Origin of the sequence: Lentzea tibetensis (genome assembly GCF_007845675.1) — a bacterium.
Lineage (GTDB): Bacteria > Actinomycetota > Actinomycetes > Mycobacteriales > Pseudonocardiaceae > Lentzea > Lentzea tibetensis.
The window spans coordinates 147,681-166,510 of record NZ_VOBR01000013.1; the positions used below are offsets into that span (position 1 = coordinate 147,681).

The following is an 18,830-nucleotide window of genomic DNA, read 5'->3' on the forward strand; positions in this document are numbered from 1 at the left end:
TCGCCCCCAGCCTCTTCGGGTGTGGGCATGCGTGCCGATACGGCTTCCTCGAAGTGGCTCAGTGCGTGGATCTGCTCAACGCTCCACGAACAGCAGCATGATCAGCAGCCCGAGCAGCACGAGGTCGATGACGATGCCGACCGGCTTGGAGTCGTAGCGGAGCCGCACGATCGTCGCGCCCACCATCAGCAGGCCCAGGCCGACGGTCGCGGCGATGCCGATCCACGACACGAACAGGCCCACGATCAGACCCGCGGAACCGGCCCACTCCAGCACGCCGATCGTCCGCCACAGACCGGCGCTCATCTGGAACTTGTCCCGGTACGCGAGCGAGCCCTTCACGCCGAGCACCTTGCCCGCGCCGGTGGCCAGGAAGAGCAGCGCGAGCACGATCGACAACGCAATGGTCATCGCGCGAGCATACGGTTTGCGTCGACCGGCTACGCTGGACCTACAAGGCACCGATCCGGCCATCACCGGGGAGCCTCCGGAAGAACGGGCGCAAGCCCTATTAGACCCGGACGGGTACGGCCCGTGACAGCCGAATGAGAGGCCAGCGCTCGACGCTCTGGCAAGCGGGGTGGTACCGCGGTACGCCGAAGGCAGGCGTGTCGTCCCCGTGGACCCAGTGACGCGCGAGGAGCAGCAGCGATGGCCTACCCCAAGGCGGGGCAACCAGCGGTCCCGGCACAGCCGTCCTTCCCGGACGTCGAACAGGACGTGCTCGGGTACTGGACGAAGGACGACACGTTCCAGGCCAGCATCGACCGGATCCCGGCCGGTGAGAACGGCGCGAACGAGTTCGTCTTCTACGACGGCCCGCCCTTCGCCAACGGCCTGCCGCACTACGGTCACCTGCTCACCGGCTACGTCAAGGACGTCGTCCCGCGCTACATGACCATGCGCGGCAAGCACGTCGAGCGCCGGTTCGGCTGGGACACGCACGGCATGCCGGCCGAGTTCGAGGCCGAGAAGCAGCTCGGCATCACGCACAAGAGCGAGATCGAAGCGCTCGGCATCGAGAAGTTCAACGAGGCGTGCCGCACGTCGGTCCTGCAGTACACCGACCAGTGGCGCGACTACGTGACCCGCCAGGCGCGCTGGGTCGACTTCGACAACGACTACAAGACCCTCGACCTCGACTACATGGAAAGTGTCATGTGGGCGTTCAAGGCCTTGTGGGACAAGGGCTTGGTCTACGAGGGCTTCCGCGTGCTCTGGTACTGCACGCGGTGCGAGACGCCGCTGTCCAACACCGAGACCAAGATGGACGACGCCTACCGCGAGCGGCAGGACCCGGCGGTCACCGTCGCGCTGCGGCTCGAGTCCGGCGAGAAGGCTCTCGTGTGGACGACCACGCCGTGGACGCTGCCCAGCAACCTCGCGGCCGCCGTGCACCCGGACGTCGACTACGTGACGGTCGAGGTCGACGGCGAGCGCTACCTGCTGGCCGAGGCCCGCGTCGGGGCGTACGCACGCGAGCTGGGCGAGGAGCCCGCCGTCGTGGCCCGCTACAAGGGCAGCGACCTGGTCGGCAAGAAGTACGCACCGGTGTTCGACTTCTTCGTCGGACGCGAGAACGCGCACCAGGTGCTCGCCGCCGACTACGTCACCACCGAGGACGGCACGGGCATCGTGCACATCGCGCCCGCGTTCGGTGAGGACGACAAGGTCGTGACGGACGCGGCGGGCATCGAGGTCGTCGTGCCGGTCGCCTCCGACGGCACGTTCACCGCCGAGGTCGCGCCCTACCAGGGCCAGCACGTCTTCGACGCCAACAAGAACATCATCCGCGACCTCAAGGAAGCGGGTCTGCTGCTCCGGCACGAGACCTACGACCACCCGTACCCGCACTGCTGGCGGTGCGCGACCCCGCTCATCCAGCGCGCGGTGTCGGCGTGGTTCGTCGCCGTGTCGCAGTTCAAGGACCGGATGGTCGAGCTCAACCAGCAGATCAACTGGGTGCCCGAGCACATCCGCGACGGCCAGTTCGGCAAGTGGCTGGAGAACGCGCGGGACTGGAACATCTCCCGCAACCGGTTCTGGGGCTCACCGATCCCGGTGTGGATCTCGGACAACCCCGAGCACCCGCGCGTGGACGTCTACGGCTCGCTCGACGAGCTGGAGCGCGACTTCGGCGTGCGCCCGACGGACCTGCACCGCCCGCACGTCGACGAGCTGACCCGGCCGAACCCGGACGACCCGACCGGGCGGTCGACCATGCGCCGCGTGCCGGACGTGCTCGACTGCTGGTTCGAGTCGGGCTCCATGTCGTTCGCGCAGGTGCACTACCCGTTCGAGAACGCGGCGTGGTTCGAGAACCACTACCCCGGCGACTTCATCGTCGAGTACAACGGCCAGACGCGCGGCTGGTTCTACACCATGCACGTGCTGGCGACGGCGCTGTTCGACCGGCCCGCGTTCCGCAACTGCCTGGCGCACGGCATCGTGCTGGGCGACGACGGCCAGAAGATGTCCAAGTCGCTCAAGAACTACCCGGACGTCAACGAGGTCTTCGACCGCGACGGCTCGGACGCGATGCGCTGGTTCCTGATGGCGTCGCCGATCCTGCGCGGCGGCGACCTGATCGTCACCGAGCGCGGCATCCGCGACGCGGTGCGCCAGGCCGTGCTGCCGCTGTGGAACTCGTGGTACTTCCTCGCGTTGTACGCCAACGCGGAAGGCCGGGAGGGCAGCTGGCGCACGGAATCGCAGCACGTGCTGGACCGGTACGTGCTGGCGAAGACGCACGACCTGGTGCGCGACGTGCAGGCGGCCATGGACGTCTACGACATCTCCGGCTCGTGCCAGCTGGTGCGCGAGTTCCTCGAGGTGCTGACGAACTGGTACGTCCGCCGCTCGCGCGACCGCTTCTGGTCCGGTGAGCAGGACGCGATCGACACCCTGCACACCGTGCTGGAGGTCGTGTCCCGCGTCGCCGCGCCGCTGCTGCCGTACACCACCGAGGTCGTGTGGCGCGGTCTCACCGGTGGCCGTTCGGTGCACCTGACGGACTTCCCGTCGGTCGCCGACCTGCCCGCCGACGACGCGCTCGTGGCCGCGATGGACCAGGTGCGCTCGGTCTGCTCGACGGCGTCGTCGCTGCGCAAGGCGAACAAGCTGCGCGTGCGCCTGCCGCTGACCAAGCTGACCATCGCCTCGGCCACGGCGGCCGCGCTCGGCGACTTCGCGGACATCATCCGCGACGAGATCAACGTCAAGCAGGTCGACCTGACCACGGACGTCGACGAGCACGGCCACTTCGAGCTCGCGGTCAACGCCCGCGCGGCGGGCCCGCGTCTCGGCCCGAACGTGCAGAAGGTCATCAAGGCCGTCAAGTCCGGCGACTGGTCCGAAGTGGACGGAAAGATCGTCGCCGCCGGCATCGAGCTGTTCGAAGGCGAGTACGAGCAGCGCCTCGTCGCGACCGACCCGGCCGCGACGGCCGCGCTGCCCGGTGGCGGTGGCCTGGTCGTGCTGGACACGACGGTCACGCCCGAGCTCGCCGCCGAGGGCGTGGCGCGCGACCTGGTCCGTGTCATCCAGCAGGCCCGCAAGGACGCCGACCTGGACGTGTCGGACCGGATCGCGGTGACCGCGCAGGTGCCCGCCGAGGTCGTGGACGCCGTCACCGGACACCTCGAGTTCGTCAAGGGCGAGACCCTGGCGAACGAGCTGGTGTTCGGCGACGTCGCCGAGGGCTCCGACGGTTCCGTCGGCGACGGCTCGAAGGTCAAGGTGGCCGTCCGCCGGGTGTGAGACGCAGGCCGCGATTCTGACCGCGTGCGTGGTGGCTCCGGCCACCGCGCACGCGGTTTCGCGTCAGTGGACGAGAACGAACCCGCCGGTGCCGGACGGCTCGCAGGTCGTGGTCACCGGTGGCGCGCCCGCCGGATGGTCACGCCGTGACCGAGTGGTGCTGCCGCTGAGCCCTCCTGACGAACACCCGGCGGACCAGCCGGACCCACACCGACCAGCGGGCCGGTCGCTCCGGTGGCCTGCCCGCCGCCGTCTCGGCGCGGTCCAGGAAGTCCTCGAGGCACGCGTCGTGCAGCCAGCGGATCACGAACGCCCAGCGCAGCCGGGGGAGCAGGGGGAAGTCGCCGAGCAGGGTGTGCCGCAGGGTGGTGCCGTCGGCCTCGAGCACGTGCGTGCCGGTCAGCCCGGTGAACGCGAACTCGACGCGGCGGCCGGGCTCGATGGCGGTGCAGCGGTAGCGGATCGGGCCGTGCCCGCCGTCCGCGCCGACGCCCAGCGGCCGGTCGAACTCCATGCGGCCCCAGGCGGGTGGCCACAGCTCCTGGATGCGGTCGATGGCGAACCCCGCGTCGCCGCTCAGCACCCGCTCGTGCACGTTCCTGATCATGGTTCCCCTCCATACGGTTGCGTATGTTCCTGAAACGTACGGTAGCGTATGGAACGTGGCGCGTCGATCCCGTGATGACTGGACTGCTGTGGCGATGACCTCACTCGCGGAAGGCGGGGTCCCCGCGGTCGCGATCGAGCCGATCGCGGCGCGGGCCGGTGCGACGAAGGGGAGCGTCTACCACCACTTCGCGAACCGGGACGCGTTGCTGCAGGCGACCGTCGAGCGGTGGGAACGCGAGCACACCGAGGCGGTGATCGAGCTCGTCGAGGCGGAGGAGACGCCGCTCGGCAGGCTGCGGGTGCTGTTCGGGACGGTGCTCGACCGCTCGCGGAAGGGGTCGATCGAGCTGGCGCTGCACAACGCCGCGGACGACCCGGTGGTCGCGCCCGTGCTGAAGCGGGTGAGCGAGCGGCGGATCGAGTACCTGACGGAGCTGTTCGCGGGGCTGGGTTTCCCGCCGGACGTGGCGCACCGCAGGGCCGTGCTCGCGTACTCGGTCTACCTGGGGCAGGTGCAGATGATGGCGACCCTGCCCGAGCTCGTGGAGCCCTTGCTCGACGAGGTCGTGCAGGTGCTCACGCGAGATTGATCAGCCGTGGGAACAGGGTCCGTAGAGAGCGGCGGGCGCGCCCGTGGTCATCGCCCAGTAGCGGTCGCCGTAGGACCAGTGCCACCACTCCGTCGGGTAGTTGACCAGGCCGACGCCCGACAGGGCCTCGCTCAACACGGTGCGGAGGTGCCGGGCCGCCGCGGTCAGGCCGGGTGCGTCGGTGTAGCAGCGGCCGTCGCTCTCCTCCGGGCTCGCGTTGATCCGGCAGCCCATGTCCAGCTGGGTGCCGTCGGGGCCGCACAGGGTCAGGTCCACCGCGGCGCCCGCGCAGTGCGGTGCGACCTCGGGAGGGGACACGTAGCGGCTCGCCGCGACGTGGATCTGCTCCGCCGTCCACTCCGGGTTCGCGGCGCGCAGCTCGTCGCCGTACTCCTCGAAGTAGTGCCGCTGCAACGACAGCGGGCGGTATCCCTCGACGATCAGCAGCCGCATGCCGTCCGGCAGTGCGTGCTGCGCCTGCCGGAGCCGGTCGACCACTCCGGTCCGCAGGTGGGCGAACGCACCGGTCTCGTCCACCTTCAGATCGGACACGGCGAACTCTCCGGACGAACGGACGTCGTGCAGGACGTCACCCTGTTCGCACACGGGCACCGATGTCACACGCGGATCTGACATGAGTACGACGTCTCGCATTCTGGTCATCATGCCAATGCGGCGTGATCGGTCGCACATCGGGTTGGCCATGAGGCATCGCATGTGAGTAGCATTGTTGGCGCGCCGGTCGTGTGACGTGATCGGGCTGTCGCACAGGGCTGGGGGGCCTTCATATTTCAGGCACACGTGTGCCGTTCATTCATCATCCGTTTCGTCTTTCTTCACCGTGTCGCGATCTGGGCCGCACGGCGATGGGTGACGTCATGATTTCACTGGGGGAATCGTGACCGTTTTCAGCTGGCATGAACATTCGTCCGCTTCTCTGCGTTGCTTGGTGGACGACGAGGTCGATGTCGTGCGCGACTGGCGGGTGGCCGTCGTGTACGGCGGGGTGTCCGCCGAGGACAGCCTTTACATGGCGAGCAAACCGAAATCCGAGTGGTCGGTGCACGACGTCGTGGGTGGACTTTCCGGAGTCACCGCCGAGGCCGTGTGGCTGGACCCCACGCGCCCCGACTTCGTCGATCGGGTCCGTCGCTTCGACGCCGCTTTCCTCAACGTTCACGGCGAGTTCGGCGAGGACGGCAACCTGCAGGGACTGCTGGCGTACCTCGGCGTCCCGTACACGGGCAGCGGTGTGCTGACGAGCGCCGTGGGTGCGGACAAGCGGGTCACCAAACTGGTGCTGAGCAGCAGCGGGGTCGCGGCGCCCGCCCACCGCCGCGTGCGGCCGGGCGACGTGGCCGGCGTCAGCGCGCCGGTCATGGTGAAGGCCGTGAACGGCGGCAGCAGCGTCGGGATGGAGCTCGTCGTCGACACCGCGGACGTCGCGGGCGTGGTGGACCGCCTGCACGGCGGCGGATTCACCGATCTCATCGTCGAGTCGTTCGTCGAAGGGGTGCCGGTCACCGTTCCCGCACTCAAAATCGGCGGCGACGTGGTGCTGCTCCCTCCGGTGCTCTGCATCTCCGAACGCGAGTACTACGACGAGTACAGCAAGCTCTGTGGAGAAGAGGCCGGATCGGTGCGGTACGACACCGTCACCGATGTGGCGGACCCGCGGCTGCGCGTCCTGCACGACGCGACGCGCGCGGTGCTCGATGAGATCGATTTCGAAGGCGCGATCCGGGTCGATTTCGTGCTCAGCGAGAACGGCGAACCGGTTCTTCTCGAATTGAACACACTTCCGGGCGTGCAGCGCGGCAGCAATCTCGTGTTGTCCGCCGAGGCCGCGGGAATCAGCTACGAATCGCTGCTCGCCGTCGTGCTGGCCAGCTCCGCGAACGGGACCAAGCTCGTTCCGTGGCTGAGGAAGAGTCTCGTCGCGAAATGAATGTGAAGGAAACGGGAGCGATCAGCACCGCGGACCGCGTGGTGCGTCGCGTGCCGCGGTTGTCGGGGCTCAGCCCGGCGACCGCGGCGTCCAACGTCGTCGGCATGACCAGCTACCTGGCACTCAGCGTGTGGGTGCTGCAGACGTCGCACTCCTACTTCCTGTCCGCGGCGGTGTTCGGCTGCCAGTGGGTCGTGCCGCTGCTCTGGCCGCCCGCGATCGCCCGCCTGACCGCCCGCGGTTGGGCGGGCGCCGTCGCGGCCCGGTCAGAGTGGTGCGCCGCCGCGCTCTCGCTCGTGCTGGCCGGCGTCGTCCACACGGGCTCGGTGACCGCGGTGCTGGTGCTGGTCATGGCCCGCGGCCTGTGCGACTCGGTGACGAGGGCATCGGCGGCGCTCGTCGTGAAGGTCGCCGCGGAGTCGCCCGCCGAGGTCGAACGCGTGGTGTCGCGGATCGAGCTGTGGCGGATCGTCGGCACGTCCTCGGCGGGTGTGTTGTTCGCGGTGTTCGCCGAGACGGTGTCGGTGTCGGTGCTGCTGGTCGCCGCCGGTCTCGTGCTGTGCGCGACCGGGCTGGTCTACCGCGTCGTGGCGCCCGCGGGCACCGCACCGAGGCCGGAGGAACCGGCGGCGGGCTCGATCCTGGCCGGGCTGCGGGAGCAGCCGCTGGTGCGGGCGTGGCTGTGGCAGCTGGGCCTGGTCGCGGCGTTCCAGGGGCTGCACAACGCGATCCGCGTCGCGTACCCCGAGCAGCAGCTCGGGGCGGGCGTCGCGGGCGTCGGGGTGGTCAGCGCGGTCAGCACGCTGGGCGTCGTGGCAGGCGGGTGGCTCGCGAGCCGGGAGAACGTGACCCGGCTGCTCGCGCGGGTGCCCGAGTGGGCGCTGGTGCTCGCGGTCGCGACGACCGCGGCGGCCGCGGTGCTGATCCCGGCGCCGGTGCCGAGCTACGCGGCGTACTTCGTGTTCATGGTGCTGTTCGAGTTCGCGTTCATGAGGTTCAACCTCGCCGTCGTGACGTCGACCGACGTGCGGCACGCGCCCGCGGTGCTGAGCCTGCGGGCGACGCTGCTGTCCGGCAGCACGCTCGCGGGTCTCGTGCTCACGTCGGGGCTGCTGTCGGTCATGTCCGTGGCGGCGAGCACCGCGGTGGCGGGTGCCCTGCTGGCGATCCTGTCCGGGTGGCGGCACGTCCGCGCACGGGCCGACCGGAAGATGTGAGAGGCAACAGTGCTCTACCAGGGATACAACGAGCGAGCGGTCGCGGTGGTCGACGCGCTGTCGTCGGGACACCTCTACGGCCCGGCTTTCCGTGCGCGTGGCGTCCGGGTGGTCCACGTCCGCAACCACGAGGCCAACTGCGGGCCGCAGGTCGGGACGTTCCACGGCGGCGACTTCGTGGCCGCCCTCGACTACCGGGGTGACGTGGCGGCCACCGCCGCCGAGCTGGCGGAGCTCGGCGTGCGGCACGTGCTGGCCGGGACCGAGAGCGGTGGTGACGTCGCCGACCTCCTGGCCGTCCGGCTCGGGCTCGCGACCGCCAACCAGGACGGCTTCGCGTCGGCTCGCCGGGACAAGCGCGTCATGCACCAGGCCGTGCACCAGGCGGGCGTGCCCGTGCCGTGGCAGCGTCACCTCGGGCCGGACGGCGGGGTCGTCTGGGAGACCGGCGGCCCGCTGCCCGGTCGCGTGGTGGTGAAACCACCCGCGAGCACGGGGACCGACGGCGTGCTGGTGTGCTCGGGTGACGCGGAGACCGATGCCGCGGTGCGCGACGTGCTGCGCGCCAGCAACGCGTACGGGCAGCGCAACGACGGCGCCGTGGTGCAGGAGTACCTCACCGGGACCGAGTACATGGTGAACACCGTGACCGTGGCCGGGCGGCACGCGGTCGTCGAGGTGTGGCGGTCCGACAAGAAGGTGGTCGACGGCAGGCCGATCTACGATCGCCAGGTGCTCGAGAGCCCGGACGACCCGGCGGCCGTGCGGATCATCGGCTACGTCAGCCGGGTGCTCGACGCGCTGGGCGTCCGCTGGGGCGCCGCGCACACCGAGCTGATCGACGGTGCCGCCGGACCGCTGCTGCTCGAGACCGGCACCCGGCTGCCCGGTGGCAGCGATCCGTCGCTCGCACTGGCCGCGCTCGGCACCAGCCACGTCGACGAGGTCGTCGAGTCGTACCTCGCGCCGGACACCGTCGCCGCGCGAGGTCCCGTTCGCCCGCTGCGCAAACGCGCGTGGGGCGTCAGCCTGATCTCGCCGGTCACCGGGAACCTCCGCAGGCCGGTGGACCTGCGACCGATCCGCGCGCTGCCGTCGTTCCACGGGATGCGCGTCGCGCTGGGTGCCGGGCAACGGCTGACCCGCACCGTCGACATGTTCACCAAGCCCGGCGGGCTCTACCTGTGCCACGAGGACGAGCGTCAGCTGAGCGAGGACTACGCCGCCGTCCGGGAATGGGAGCGCGTCGAGCTGCCGGGGGCCGTCGATGCGGCCTGACGAGTCCTGCGTGCTCGACGTGGTCCGGTACCCGCAGCGCTTCGCGCCGGACGAGTGGCCCGCGGGTGCGGTGCTGGCCGGTGAGGGTGCGCAGCACTGGAGCGACCGCGCCTGCGGCCTCGCCTGCCTGCGGATGGTCTTCGACCACTTCGGGCTGCCGGTGCCGTCGCAGTGGGAGCTGCTGGTGGAGGCGCTCGAGCTGGACGCCTACACCCCGCGCGGCTGGAAGCACCAGGGGCTGGCCGACCTCGCGGTGCGGCGCGGCCTGGTCGCGGTTCCGCTGGCCATCGGCGGTGTCGACGAGCTGCACGCGCTGTTGCGGGGCGGCGGACCGGTCATCGTCTCGGTGACCCACGAGCTGCCGGTGGACGGCCGTCGTGGTGGCCACCTCGTCGTCGTGGCCGGGGTGCGGATCCCGGAGCACGAGGTCGTGTTCCGGGATCCGTCCCGATGGGGCGGTGAGAACTCGGTCGTCCCGGCGGAGCGCTTCGTGCAGAGCTTCTCCGGGCGCGGTATCGCGTTCTCCAGAGCGACCTGATCAGGCCGCCGTCGTCCACAACGCGTGGGCGATGACGTCCGCGTTGCGGTCGAGCGCCGTCGCGTTGATGTTCGCCGTCGTGTCGCACGAGCGGTGGTAGCAGCGGTCGTAAGCCTGGCCGGCCGTGCCACCCCACTTCGCCGCCTGAGCCGAGGTCTTGGTGCCCTCGGCGCCGGTGAACGTGCCACCGATCGGGATGCCCGCCCGCGCGAACGCCGCGTGGTCGGAGCGCCCGCCGACGCTGGTCAGCTCGGTCTGCACGTTCAGCGCGGTGAAGCCCGCCTGCAACGTCTGCTGGAGCTTCAGCGAGCCCGACGGCTGGCCGGACGCGCTGTAGACGAAGTAGCCGGGGTTCGGCGAGCCGGTCATGTCGAAGTTCAGGTACGCCTTGATCTTCGACTTCTCGGCGGCGGGCAGCGAGTTCACGTAGAACGTCGAGCCGATCAGGCCGCGCTCCTCAGCACCCCACCAGCCGAAGCGCAGGTGCTTCGTCGGCTTGAAGCCGGTCGCCTTCACGGCGAGCGCGACCTCGAGGTTGCTGGCGGAACCGGAGCCGTTGTCGTTGATGCCCGGACCGGCGGTGACGCTGTCGAGGTGGCTGCCCAGCATGACGATGTCGTTCGGGTCGCCACCCGGCCAGTCCGCGATCAGGTTGTAGCCGGTCGCGCCGCCGTTGGTGAACGACTGCACGCGGGTCACGAACCCGGCGGCGTCCAGCTTGCTCTTCACCCAGTTCACCGAGGCCAGGTACCCCGGACGACCGTGTGCGCGGTTGCCGCCGTTCGCGGTGGCGATGCTCTGCAGCTGGTTCAGGTCGGCCTGGACGGCCGCGACCGAGATGTTCGGCGCGGCCAGAGCCGTCACCGGGGCGGCCTGTGCGGCCGTACCGGCGCCGATCAGCGCTGCTGAGGCCAGCAGCGCGGTGATGATCCTCATGGTTCAACTCCTGCAGGGATAGGGATGAGCCACTGATCAACATGCTCCTGAACGAATGGGTATCGCTAGGTGCTTTCGGCGGGAACTAGGGGTTTCGGATTAGTCCAATTCGTGGGTCATCGGGAGAATGAGCAGGTGGGAGACGTCACGAGTGTGCTGGGGATCGGCGCGGCTGTGTTGCTGATCTCGGTTCTCGCCGTGCGCGTGTCCATCCGGCTCGGCCTGCCGTCGCTCCTGCTGTACCTCGGCATCGGCGTGGTGCTCGGCGAGTCGGTGCTCGGCATCGACTTCGAGGACGCCGACCTGACCAGGTCGCTCGGCATCGCGGCGCTCGTGCTGATCCTCACCGAGGGCGGTCTGACCACGCGCTGGCAGGCGGTGAGGTCGTCCTTCTGGCTCGGCGTCTCGCTGTCCACGGTGGCCGTCGCGGTGAGCGTCGCGATCACCGGGACCGCGCTGCACTACCTGCTCGGACTCGACTGGCGGGTCGCGCTGCTGTGGGGCGCGGTGCTGTCGTCAACCGACGCCGCCGCCGTGTTCAGCGTGCTGCGGACGCTGGGGGTCGGGAAGCGGTTGACCGGCGCGCTGGAGCTCGAGTCCGGCCTCAACGACGCACCCGTCTACCTCGCGGTCGTGCTGCTCGCCTCCACCGAGCCGATCTCCTGGACCGCCCCGTTCCTGATGATCTACGAGCTCGCCGCCGGTGGCGCGGTCGGCGTGCTGCTCGGCTGGCTCGGCGGAGTCGCGCTGCGCCGGGCCGCACTGCCCGCGACCGGCCTCTACCCGCTCGCCACCGTCTCCGTGTGCGTTCTCGCCTACACCGCGGGCGACCTCGCCCACGCGTCCGGTTTCCTCGCCACCTACGCCGCCGCGCTCGTGCTCGGCAACGCCCGGCTGCCGCACCGCGCCGACACGCTCTCGTTCGCCGAGGGACTCGGCTGGCTCGCCCAGATCGGCCTGTTCGTCCTGCTCGGCCTCTACGCCTCGCCGTCGCGCCTGCTCGGCGCCGCCGTCGCCGCGATGGTCGCCGGCGCGGTGCTGCTGCTGGTCGCCCGGCCGGTGTCGGTGCTGCTTGCCGCGTTGCCGTTCAAGGTCCCGTGGCGCGAGCAGGTGTTCCTCTCCTGGTCCGGGCTGCGCGGCGCGGTGCCGATCGTGTTCGCGCTGATCCCGTTGATCCAGGGCCTGCCGGGCGCGCAGGACCTGGTGGACGCGGTGTTCGTGCTGGTCATCGTGCTGACGCTGGTGCAGGGCAGCACGCTGCCGTGGCTGGCGCGCTGGCTCGGCCTGGTGAGATCCGGCGAGGCGACCGAGGTGCAGGTCGACGCGGCGCCGCTGGACGAGCTCGCGGCCGAGCTGCTCCAGGTGCGCATCCAGCCCGGTTCGAAACTGCACGGCGTGTACATGACCGAGCTGCGGCTGCCGGTGGGGGCGACGGTCAGCCTGATCGTGCGGGCCGGAAAGGGGTTCACACCGCAGCCGACGACCCGGCTCCAGGAGCACGACCAACTGCTCGTCGTCACCACGGAAGAGGTCCGCACTGCAACAGAACGGCGCATCAGAGCCGTTGATAGAGCAGGAAGGTACGCACGCTGGGTGGGTGAGACGGGGGAGTGATCGCGCATGGGAGTCGTCATCGGGATCTGGGCGGCCACGAGTCTCGCGATCATCCTGCTCGGCGTCGCCCGCGCCAGGCGCAACGGCCGGATCGACGCGTTCGGCATGACCGTCGAGGGCACGGTCGTGGACAACAAGCAGGGGAAGTACCCGGTGGTCCGCTACCGGGTCGGTGACGAGAAGTTCACGAAGGTCGGCCGCGCGCAGGACCCGCTCGAGATGGGCTCGAAGGTCGAGGTCCGCTACGACCCGACCCGGCCGTCCGTCGCGGACGTCGACGAGCCGGTGTCCGCCAAGGGCTACATCTGGGTGGGCGCGCTGTCGATCGCGGTGCTGGTCGCGATGTTCGTGCTGTCCCGTCTCGCGATGTGATCGGCCGCCTATCGTGCGCGCATGGTTCTCTGGTTGTGGGGGCTCGCCAGCGTCGGGCTGATCGCGTACGGGGTGCATCTCCGCGTTCGGAGCGCACGCATCGCGGCCCTGCGGACGTCCGTGCAGGGCACGATCGTCGACAGCAAGTGGAACAACACCGAAGAGCCGCGCCGGTACTTCCCGGTGGTGCGCTACAAGGTCGGCAGGCGCTCGTTCACCACGGTCGGGAAGGTGCACGCCTCGCGCAAGCACGAGGTCGGCACCGCGGTCGAGGTGCGCTACGACCCGGCTGATCCGGCCGCCGGCGACGTCGACGGTGCGCGCATGGGGACCAGGTTCATCGTGTGGGGCGTGGCGTCGTCCGCCGTGCTGGGAGGCATGCTCCTGCTCAGTCTCACGATGTGATCGGGTGTCGACGGGGCGTGGGCGCTTCCGCTAACTTCGAACACGAGGTCATGAGTGCCAGCGCGAAGCCCAGGCTTGCTGGCCGGCAACCCTCCTACCGCGGTGGGGTGCCCCTGGTGAGGACCTGGTCCGGTGCGTGGTGCACCGGGCAAGCGCGGGCCCTCCGACGGGTCCCTGGCCCGAGGAGCCTCCACCATGACGCTCGCACTGCCCAAGGTCACCGTTCCCGCCGTCGTCGGTGCCGACCTGCGCGTGCCGCTGGTCACCGGTGAGCGGGTCACCTACGCCAACCTCGACCACGCGGCGAGCGCGCCGTGTCTCGAGCAGGTGCGCGACGCCGTCGACGAGCTGCTGCCCTGGTACGCCAGCGTGCACCGCGGCGCCGGGTTCGCCTCCCAGGTCTCCACGCGCGTCTACGAGCAGGCCCGCGACAAGGTGCGCCGCTTCGTCGGCGCCCGCCCGTCCGACACCGTCGTCTTCACCCGCAACACCACCGACGCGCTGAACCTGCTGGCCCGCAGCGTGCCCAAGGGCACCGCGGTCGTGCTGTTCGACTCCGAGCACCACGCCGCACTGCTGCCGTGGCGCGGCCGCCACGTCCAGCGACTCGTCACCCCGACTTCGTCCGACGCGGCTGTCGTCGCGCTGGACCGGGCCCTCGCCGCCGCTCCGGTCGGCCCGCGGCTCGTGATCGTCACCGGAGCATCCAACGTCACCGGCGAACTGTGGCCGGTAGCCGAGTTCGCGCGCGTCGCCCGCAGGCACGGAGCCCGCATCGCGCTGGACGCCGCGCAGCTCGCCCCGCACCGCGCGTTCTCCGTGCGCGAGCTGGACGTCGACTACGTGGCGTTCTCCGGGCACAAGATCTACGCGCCGTTCGGCGCCGGTGTGCTGGTCGGCCGCGCGGACTGGCTGCAGGCCGCCGAGCCGTACCTGGTCGGTGGCGGTGCCACCGCCAAGGTGACCGACCACGGCGACCGGCTCGGCGTCGCCTGGTCCGCGGTGCCCGAGCGGCACGAGGCGGGCAGCCCGAACGTCGTCGGCGTGCACGCGCTCGGTGTCGCCTGCGACGTGCTGTCGCGGCACTGGGAGCAGACCGTCGCGCACGAGGAGGCGCTGCTCGCGCGGCTGCGCTCCGGGCTGGAGTCGATTCCGGGGCTGCGCTCGTTGTCGCTGTTCACCGACTCGTCGCGGGTCGGCGTCGTGAGCTTCACGCTGGCCGGGCTGGACGCCGGGTTCATCGCGGCCGCGTTGTCCGCCGAGTACGGCATCGGCGTGCGGGACGGCGCGTTCTGCGCCCACGTGGCCGTGTCCCGCCTCGCCGCCCGCACCGGCGCGCACGAGCAGCGCGCACTGCGGGCCAGCATCGGCCTCGGCACGACCGCCGAGCACGTCGACCGTCTGGTCGCCGCGCTGCGCACTCTGGTGACCGACGGACCCCGCTGGAACTACGTCGAGCGCGACGGCCGCTGGGTGGCCGAGGACGACAGCCGAACCCTGCCGCCGTTCCTCGCGTAGAACAGTTCGTGGACAATGACCTGGTGAGTGAAGAGCCCAAGACCGCGTCGACCGAGGTCACACCGGCCGACGACACCCCGGTCGCGGAGAACCCGGACGCCAAGTCCGTGCTCCCCGAGGGGGCTCCGGCCAAGACGGCGACCGAGAGATTCGCCGCGCGCAAGGCGCTGGCCGAGAAGCTCGCCGCCAAGGTCAGCGCCACCTCTGAGGCCTCTGCCGCGGCTTCGGCTGCGAAGAGCGCTGCTGAGCCCGCGGCCGCGGGCAAGGCGGCGGGGGAGAAGAGCTCGGCCGCGCCTGCTCAGGCTGCACCGACGCAGGCCGCACCGAGTTCCGCCGCGAAGAGTCCTGCTGCGAAGAGTCCTGCTGCGAAGAGTTCTGCTGCGAAGAGTTCTGGCCAGAAGCGTCCTGGTGCGAAGAGTTCGGCCACTTCGGGGGCGGCGACTGCGGGTGCGGCCAAGGGGAGTGCGCCCGACCAGGCTCCCGCCAAGAAGGCACCGGCCTCGGGCGAGCCAGTCGCGGCAGTGGAAGCTTCGTCCGGCGAGCCCGCGGCCGCTGGGCCGGCTGCTCCGGAGAAGTCTCCGGTCAACCTGTTCTCCCCGGCGCGGCGGGCCAGCGCCGCGGAGGCCGCCCCGGCAGCGCAGGACGCTGCCGACTTGTTCTCGCCCGCGCCGGCCTCGGGCGAGCGCGCCGCCGAGGCCTCCGCCGCGAAGCCTCCGGCCGACCAGTCTTCACCGGCGCGGCCTGCAGAAGCCCCCACCGGGGCGCGTTCGGTCGATCAGTCGTCGGTGGCGCGGTCTGCGGACGCTCCCGCCGCGAAGCCTCCGGCAGATCAGTCTTCGGTGGCGCGGTCCGCTGTGGCTCCTGCCGCGAAGCCTCCGATCGGCCAGTCTTCACCGGCGCGGTCTGCGGAGGCCCCGGCCGGGCAGCGTCCGGCCGATCAGTCGTCCGCGGCGCGGTCCGCGGAGGTCCCGGCCGGGCAGCGTCCGATTGACCAGTCGTCGGCGGCGCGGTCCGCCGATGCTCCCGCCGCGAAGCCTCCGATCGACCAGTCTTCAATGACGCGGCCCGCGGAAGCCCCGGCCGGGATGCGTTCGGCCGACCAGTCTTCAACGACACGGCCCACAGAGGCCCCCGCCGGGCAGCGTCCGGTCGACCAGTCGTCGGCGGCGCGGTCCGCCGACGCCCCCGCCGCGAAGCCCGCGGCCGGCCAGCCTTCAGTGGCGCGGCCCGCGGAAGCCCCGGCCGGGATGCGTCCGGCTGATCAGTCTTCAGTGGCCCGATCCGAGCAGGCCCCGGCCGACCTGTCGTCGTCGAGCGAGCAGGAAAGCGCGGTCGAGGCCCAGCTCTCCGCGGAGTCCGCCTCCCTGGAGACGGCTCCGTTCCAGAAGCAGTCTCTTCCCACCGAAGAGCCGGCCGTCACCGAGATTCCCGAGCTCGAAGAGGACCGCGTCGAGGCGTCCGTGGCGGAAGCCCCGGTGGAGGAGTCCCAGGCGGGCGAGCTCCGACTGGACGACGAGCTGGACGACGAGCCCGCCCCCAAGCCGAAGGCCAAGTCCAAGGCCAAGCCCGAGAAGCCCGCGGACGACGAGCCGTTCGAGTCGTTCGGCGGCGGCTCGCTGGCGGGCGAGCTCCCCATCCCGCGCACCAAGCTGCTGAGCGTCATCGCGGCGATCGTGCTGGGTCTCGACCTGCTGACCAAGGTCGCGGCGGTGGCGTTTCTCGAGCAAGCGGCCCCGATCAAGCTGTTCGGCGGCGTGCTCTACCTGTCGTTCGTCCGCAACCCCGGCGCCGCGTTCGGGCTGGCCGAGGGCATGACGTGGGTGCTGGCGCTGATCGCGCTGGGCGTCGTCGGGTTCATCCTGTGGATCTCGCGGAACCTGCGGTCGCTCGGCTGGGCCATCGGGCTCGGCGGTGTGCTGGGCGGTGCGCTCGGCAACCTGTTCGACCGGATCTTCCGCACTCCGGGCCCGATGCGCGGGCACGTGGTTGACTTCCTCTCGTTGCTCGACCCTTACGGCCGGGTGTGGCCGGTGTTCAACGTCGCCGACATGGCGATCGTCTGCGGTGGTGGGTTGATCGTGTACATGGCGTTGCGCCAGCACGACTACGACGGCACCGTGCACAAGAAGAAGGTCTCAGTGTGAGCGGTTACCGCACCCTGCCCGTCCCCGACGGCCTCGACGGCATGCGTGTCGACGCGGGCCTCGCCAAGCTGCTCGGGCTCTCGCGCACCGTCGTCGCCGCGCTGACCGAGTCCGGCGACGTCGTGCTCGACGGGCGTCCCGCCGGGAAGTCCGACCGGCTCGTCGCCGGGTCGGTGCTCGAGGTGACGCTGCCCGAGCCGGAACGACCGGTCGAGATCGTCGCGATCCCCGTCGACGGCCTCATCGTGCTGCACGAGGACGACGACATCATCGTCGTCGACAAGCCCGTCGGCGTCGCCGTGCACCCGTCGCCCGGCTGGACCGGCCCCACCGTCGTCGGCGGCCTCGCCGCCGCCGGGCACCGGGTCGCCACGTCCGGCGCCGCCGAACGGCAAGGCGTGGTGCACCGGCTCGACGTCGGCACCACCGGCGTCATGGTCGTCGCCAAGAGCGAGAACGCCTACTCGGCGCTCAAGCACGCGTTCAAGGAACGCACGGTCGACAAGATCTACCACTCGATCGTCCAGGGACATCCGGACCCGATCAAGGGCACCATCGACGCCCCGATCGACCGGCATCCCAAGCACGACTACAAGTTCGCGGTGATGAACTCCGGCAAGCCGTCGATCACCCACTACGAGGTGGTGGAGGCGTTCCGGGCCGCGTCACTGGTCGAGGTGCACCTCGAAACCGGGCGCACGCACCAGATCCGCGTGCACTTCTCGGCGTTGCACCACCCGTGCGTCGGAGACCTGACCTACGGCGCCGACCCGACGCTGGCCAAGCGGCTCGGGGTGACCCGCCAGTGGCTGCACGCGCACCGGCTCGGGTTCCACCACCCCGCCGACGGGCAGTGGGTCGAGTTCACCAGCGAGTACCCGGCCGACCTGGCCACGTCGCTGGAGAAGCTGCGCGAAGAGGGCTGACCCGGTTGGACCGCGAGGCTCAGTCCTCGACGGTCCACACCAGGGTGTTCACGTCGACCTCGGAGCGCACGCTCCAGCGCACCTGCGTGACCACGGTCTCTTCGGGCAACACGTAGACCGTGTGCCCACCGGCGGTCTCGCCGGGCTGCACGCCGATCTTGTGCGACGGCCGTGACGACAGCGACACCGGCGCCTTCGTCACGGTCTCCCCGGTCTTGGTCACCAGCACCAGGTACATGTCCGGCAGCGAGTTGAACGCGATCTGGCTGCGGTTGGTCAGCTCGGTGTGCACGACCACCGCCCGCTCGCCCTCGGCCAGCTTGTAGCCGGCCGCGGTGAACAGGAAGTCGGCCGGGTCGACGACCTCGACCAGCTGGATGGCCAGGTGGGCGCCCTCGAGGCTGTCGGCCTCCAGGGTGGAGCCGATCTTGCCCGTCCGCGACACCACCTTCGGCGGCGCGGCGGGCTGGTCGCCGCGTGCCCAGTCCGCCGTCTGGGGCGGGCCCCACGTCTGCATGGGCTGCGGTTGCGGCTGCGCCGGGAACGGCGTGCTCTGCGGGCCCGGCACGTGGTGCGGGCCGGAACCGGTCTGGTACGGACCGCTCTGGTAGACGGGGTACGGGCCGGACGGCGTGCCCTGGTAGTTCCCGTACGCCACGCTGTTCGCCAGCGCCTTGCGGATGCCGTTGGGGTCGCACTCGACGCCGACCAGCAGCGGGAGGCCGCTGCCGGACAGCGTGATCAGCCGAGCGGCCGCCTCGCGTGGGTCCATACCCAGGCGGGCGGCGACCTCGTGCACTGCCGCACGCCCCATCTCCGCGATCAGTGCGAGAAGACGGGCGTCGACTGGATCAGGCGCGACCACGAAAACACGCTACCTCGCGGGCGTGATCGTCGCGTAGGCGGCTGGTGCCAACGGTGAAACCTGTGTCGGTCGCACCCCCTGTCCCGAGCGCGATATAGGGTTGGGAGACTC

General features: G+C 70.6%; 17 protein-coding genes and 1 riboswitch. Of the genes, 12 read left to right on the plus strand and 5 right to left on the minus strand.

Annotated elements, in window-relative coordinates; genetic code table 11:
• Positions 1 to 75: 75 nt before the first annotated feature.
• A complete protein-coding gene (locus tag FKR81_RS21435; protein ID WP_186763091.1) occupies positions 76 to 411 on the minus strand; it encodes a DoxX family protein in 336 nt (111 codons plus the stop codon).
• 240 nt (positions 412 to 651) lie between these two features.
• On the opposite strand from FKR81_RS21435, the gene ileS reads away from it, so the two are divergent.
• Positions 652 to 3,759, plus strand: a complete 3,108-nt coding sequence (gene ileS / locus FKR81_RS21440) for an isoleucine--tRNA ligase (RefSeq protein WP_146353891.1) — start codon at positions 652 to 654, stop codon at positions 3,757 to 3,759.
• A 139-nt stretch (positions 3,760 to 3,898) separates the two neighbouring features.
• On the opposite strand, the gene FKR81_RS21445 is transcribed toward ileS, so the two are convergent.
• Complete coding sequence (locus tag FKR81_RS21445) at positions 3,899 to 4,366, minus strand: SRPBCC family protein (protein ID WP_146353892.1); 468 nt, start codon at positions 4,364 to 4,366, stop codon at positions 3,899 to 3,901.
• Between the two features lie 94 nt (positions 4,367 to 4,460).
• Here FKR81_RS21445 and FKR81_RS21450 point away from each other — a divergent pair, with 94 nt between their 5' ends.
• Positions 4,461 to 4,958 (plus strand): TetR/AcrR family transcriptional regulator, encoded by a 498-nt coding sequence (locus FKR81_RS21450; protein ID WP_235921680.1) that lies wholly within the window; start codon positions 4,461 to 4,463, stop codon positions 4,956 to 4,958.
• Here FKR81_RS21450 and FKR81_RS21455 read toward each other — a convergent pair whose 3' ends face one another.
• Positions 4,959 to 5,579, minus strand: a complete 621-nt coding sequence (locus FKR81_RS21455) for a M15 family metallopeptidase (protein WP_235921681.1) — start codon at positions 5,577 to 5,579, stop codon at positions 4,959 to 4,961.
• Between the two features lie 328 nt (positions 5,580 to 5,907).
• Here FKR81_RS21455 and FKR81_RS21460 point away from each other — a divergent pair, with 328 nt between their 5' ends.
• Genes FKR81_RS21460 through FKR81_RS21475 form a run of 4 tightly spaced genes read left to right on the plus strand, consistent with a single transcriptional unit; the run spans position 5,908 to position 9,939 of the window.
• Complete coding sequence (locus FKR81_RS21460) at positions 5,908 to 6,906, plus strand: D-alanine--D-alanine ligase family protein (RefSeq protein WP_146353895.1); 999 nt, start codon at positions 5,908 to 5,910, stop codon at positions 6,904 to 6,906.
• Positions 6,903 to 8,123 (plus strand): MFS transporter, encoded by a 1,221-nt coding sequence (locus tag FKR81_RS21465; protein WP_146353896.1) that lies wholly within the window; start codon positions 6,903 to 6,905, stop codon positions 8,121 to 8,123. The genes FKR81_RS21460 and FKR81_RS21465 overlap by 4 nt, the downstream gene beginning before the upstream one ends.
• A gap of 9 nt (positions 8,124 to 8,132) precedes the next feature.
• Positions 8,133 to 9,401 carry a hypothetical protein gene (locus FKR81_RS21470; protein WP_146353897.1) on the plus strand — a complete coding sequence of 423 codons (1,269 nt, stop codon included), beginning with the start codon at positions 8,133 to 8,135 and terminating at the stop codon, positions 9,399 to 9,401.
• A 10-nt stretch (positions 9,402 to 9,411) separates the two neighbouring features.
• Positions 9,412 to 9,939 carry a C39 family peptidase gene (locus tag FKR81_RS21475; protein WP_222598352.1) on the plus strand — a complete coding sequence of 176 codons (528 nt, stop codon included), beginning with the start codon at positions 9,412 to 9,414 and terminating at the stop codon, positions 9,937 to 9,939.
• Here FKR81_RS21475 and FKR81_RS21480 read toward each other — a convergent pair whose 3' ends face one another.
• Entirely contained in the window at positions 9,940 to 10,875 is a 936-nt protein-coding gene (locus tag FKR81_RS21480; protein WP_146353899.1) for a M28 family metallopeptidase, read from the minus strand.
• A gap of 135 nt (positions 10,876 to 11,010) precedes the next feature.
• Between FKR81_RS21480 and FKR81_RS21485 the strand changes: the two genes are divergently transcribed.
• The 6 genes from FKR81_RS21485 to FKR81_RS21510 all read left to right on the plus strand — a co-directional run bounded on the left by FKR81_RS21485 (position 11,011) and on the right by FKR81_RS21510 (position 17,854).
• A complete protein-coding gene (locus tag FKR81_RS21485) occupies positions 11,011 to 12,489 on the plus strand; it encodes a potassium/proton antiporter (protein WP_146353900.1) in 1,479 nt (492 codons plus the stop codon).
• Between the two features lie 6 nt (positions 12,490 to 12,495).
• Positions 12,496 to 12,861 carry a DUF3592 domain-containing protein gene (locus FKR81_RS21490; protein ID WP_146353901.1) on the plus strand — a complete coding sequence of 122 codons (366 nt, stop codon included), beginning with the start codon at positions 12,496 to 12,498 and terminating at the stop codon, positions 12,859 to 12,861.
• 21 nt (positions 12,862 to 12,882) lie between these two features.
• The gene (locus FKR81_RS21495; RefSeq protein ID WP_146353902.1) at positions 12,883 to 13,266 is read left to right on the plus strand and encodes a DUF3592 domain-containing protein; all 384 of its coding nucleotides are present in this window, start codon (positions 12,883 to 12,885) and stop codon (positions 13,264 to 13,266) included.
• A 46-nt stretch (positions 13,267 to 13,312) separates the two neighbouring features.
• Positions 13,313 to 13,427, plus strand: a riboswitch (SAM riboswitch).
• Positions 13,428 to 13,461: 34 nt separating this feature from the next.
• The gene (locus FKR81_RS21500) at positions 13,462 to 14,784 is read left to right on the plus strand and encodes an aminotransferase class V-fold PLP-dependent enzyme (protein WP_146353903.1); all 1,323 of its coding nucleotides are present in this window, start codon (positions 13,462 to 13,464) and stop codon (positions 14,782 to 14,784) included.
• A gap of 23 nt (positions 14,785 to 14,807) precedes the next feature.
• Positions 14,808 to 16,928, plus strand: a complete 2,121-nt coding sequence (lspA, locus tag FKR81_RS45075) for a signal peptidase II (RefSeq protein WP_235921682.1) — start codon at positions 14,808 to 14,810, stop codon at positions 16,926 to 16,928.
• Positions 16,929 to 16,969: 41 nt separating this feature from the next.
• Entirely contained in the window at positions 16,970 to 17,854 is an 885-nt protein-coding gene (locus FKR81_RS21510; RefSeq protein WP_146353994.1) for an RluA family pseudouridine synthase, read from the plus strand.
• Positions 17,855 to 17,873: 19 nt separating this feature from the next.
• On the opposite strand, the gene FKR81_RS21515 is transcribed toward FKR81_RS21510, so the two are convergent.
• Complete coding sequence (locus FKR81_RS21515) at positions 17,874 to 18,719, minus strand: AsnC family protein (RefSeq protein WP_146353904.1); 846 nt, start codon at positions 18,717 to 18,719, stop codon at positions 17,874 to 17,876.
• Between the last annotated feature and the right edge of the window lie 111 nt (positions 18,720 to 18,830).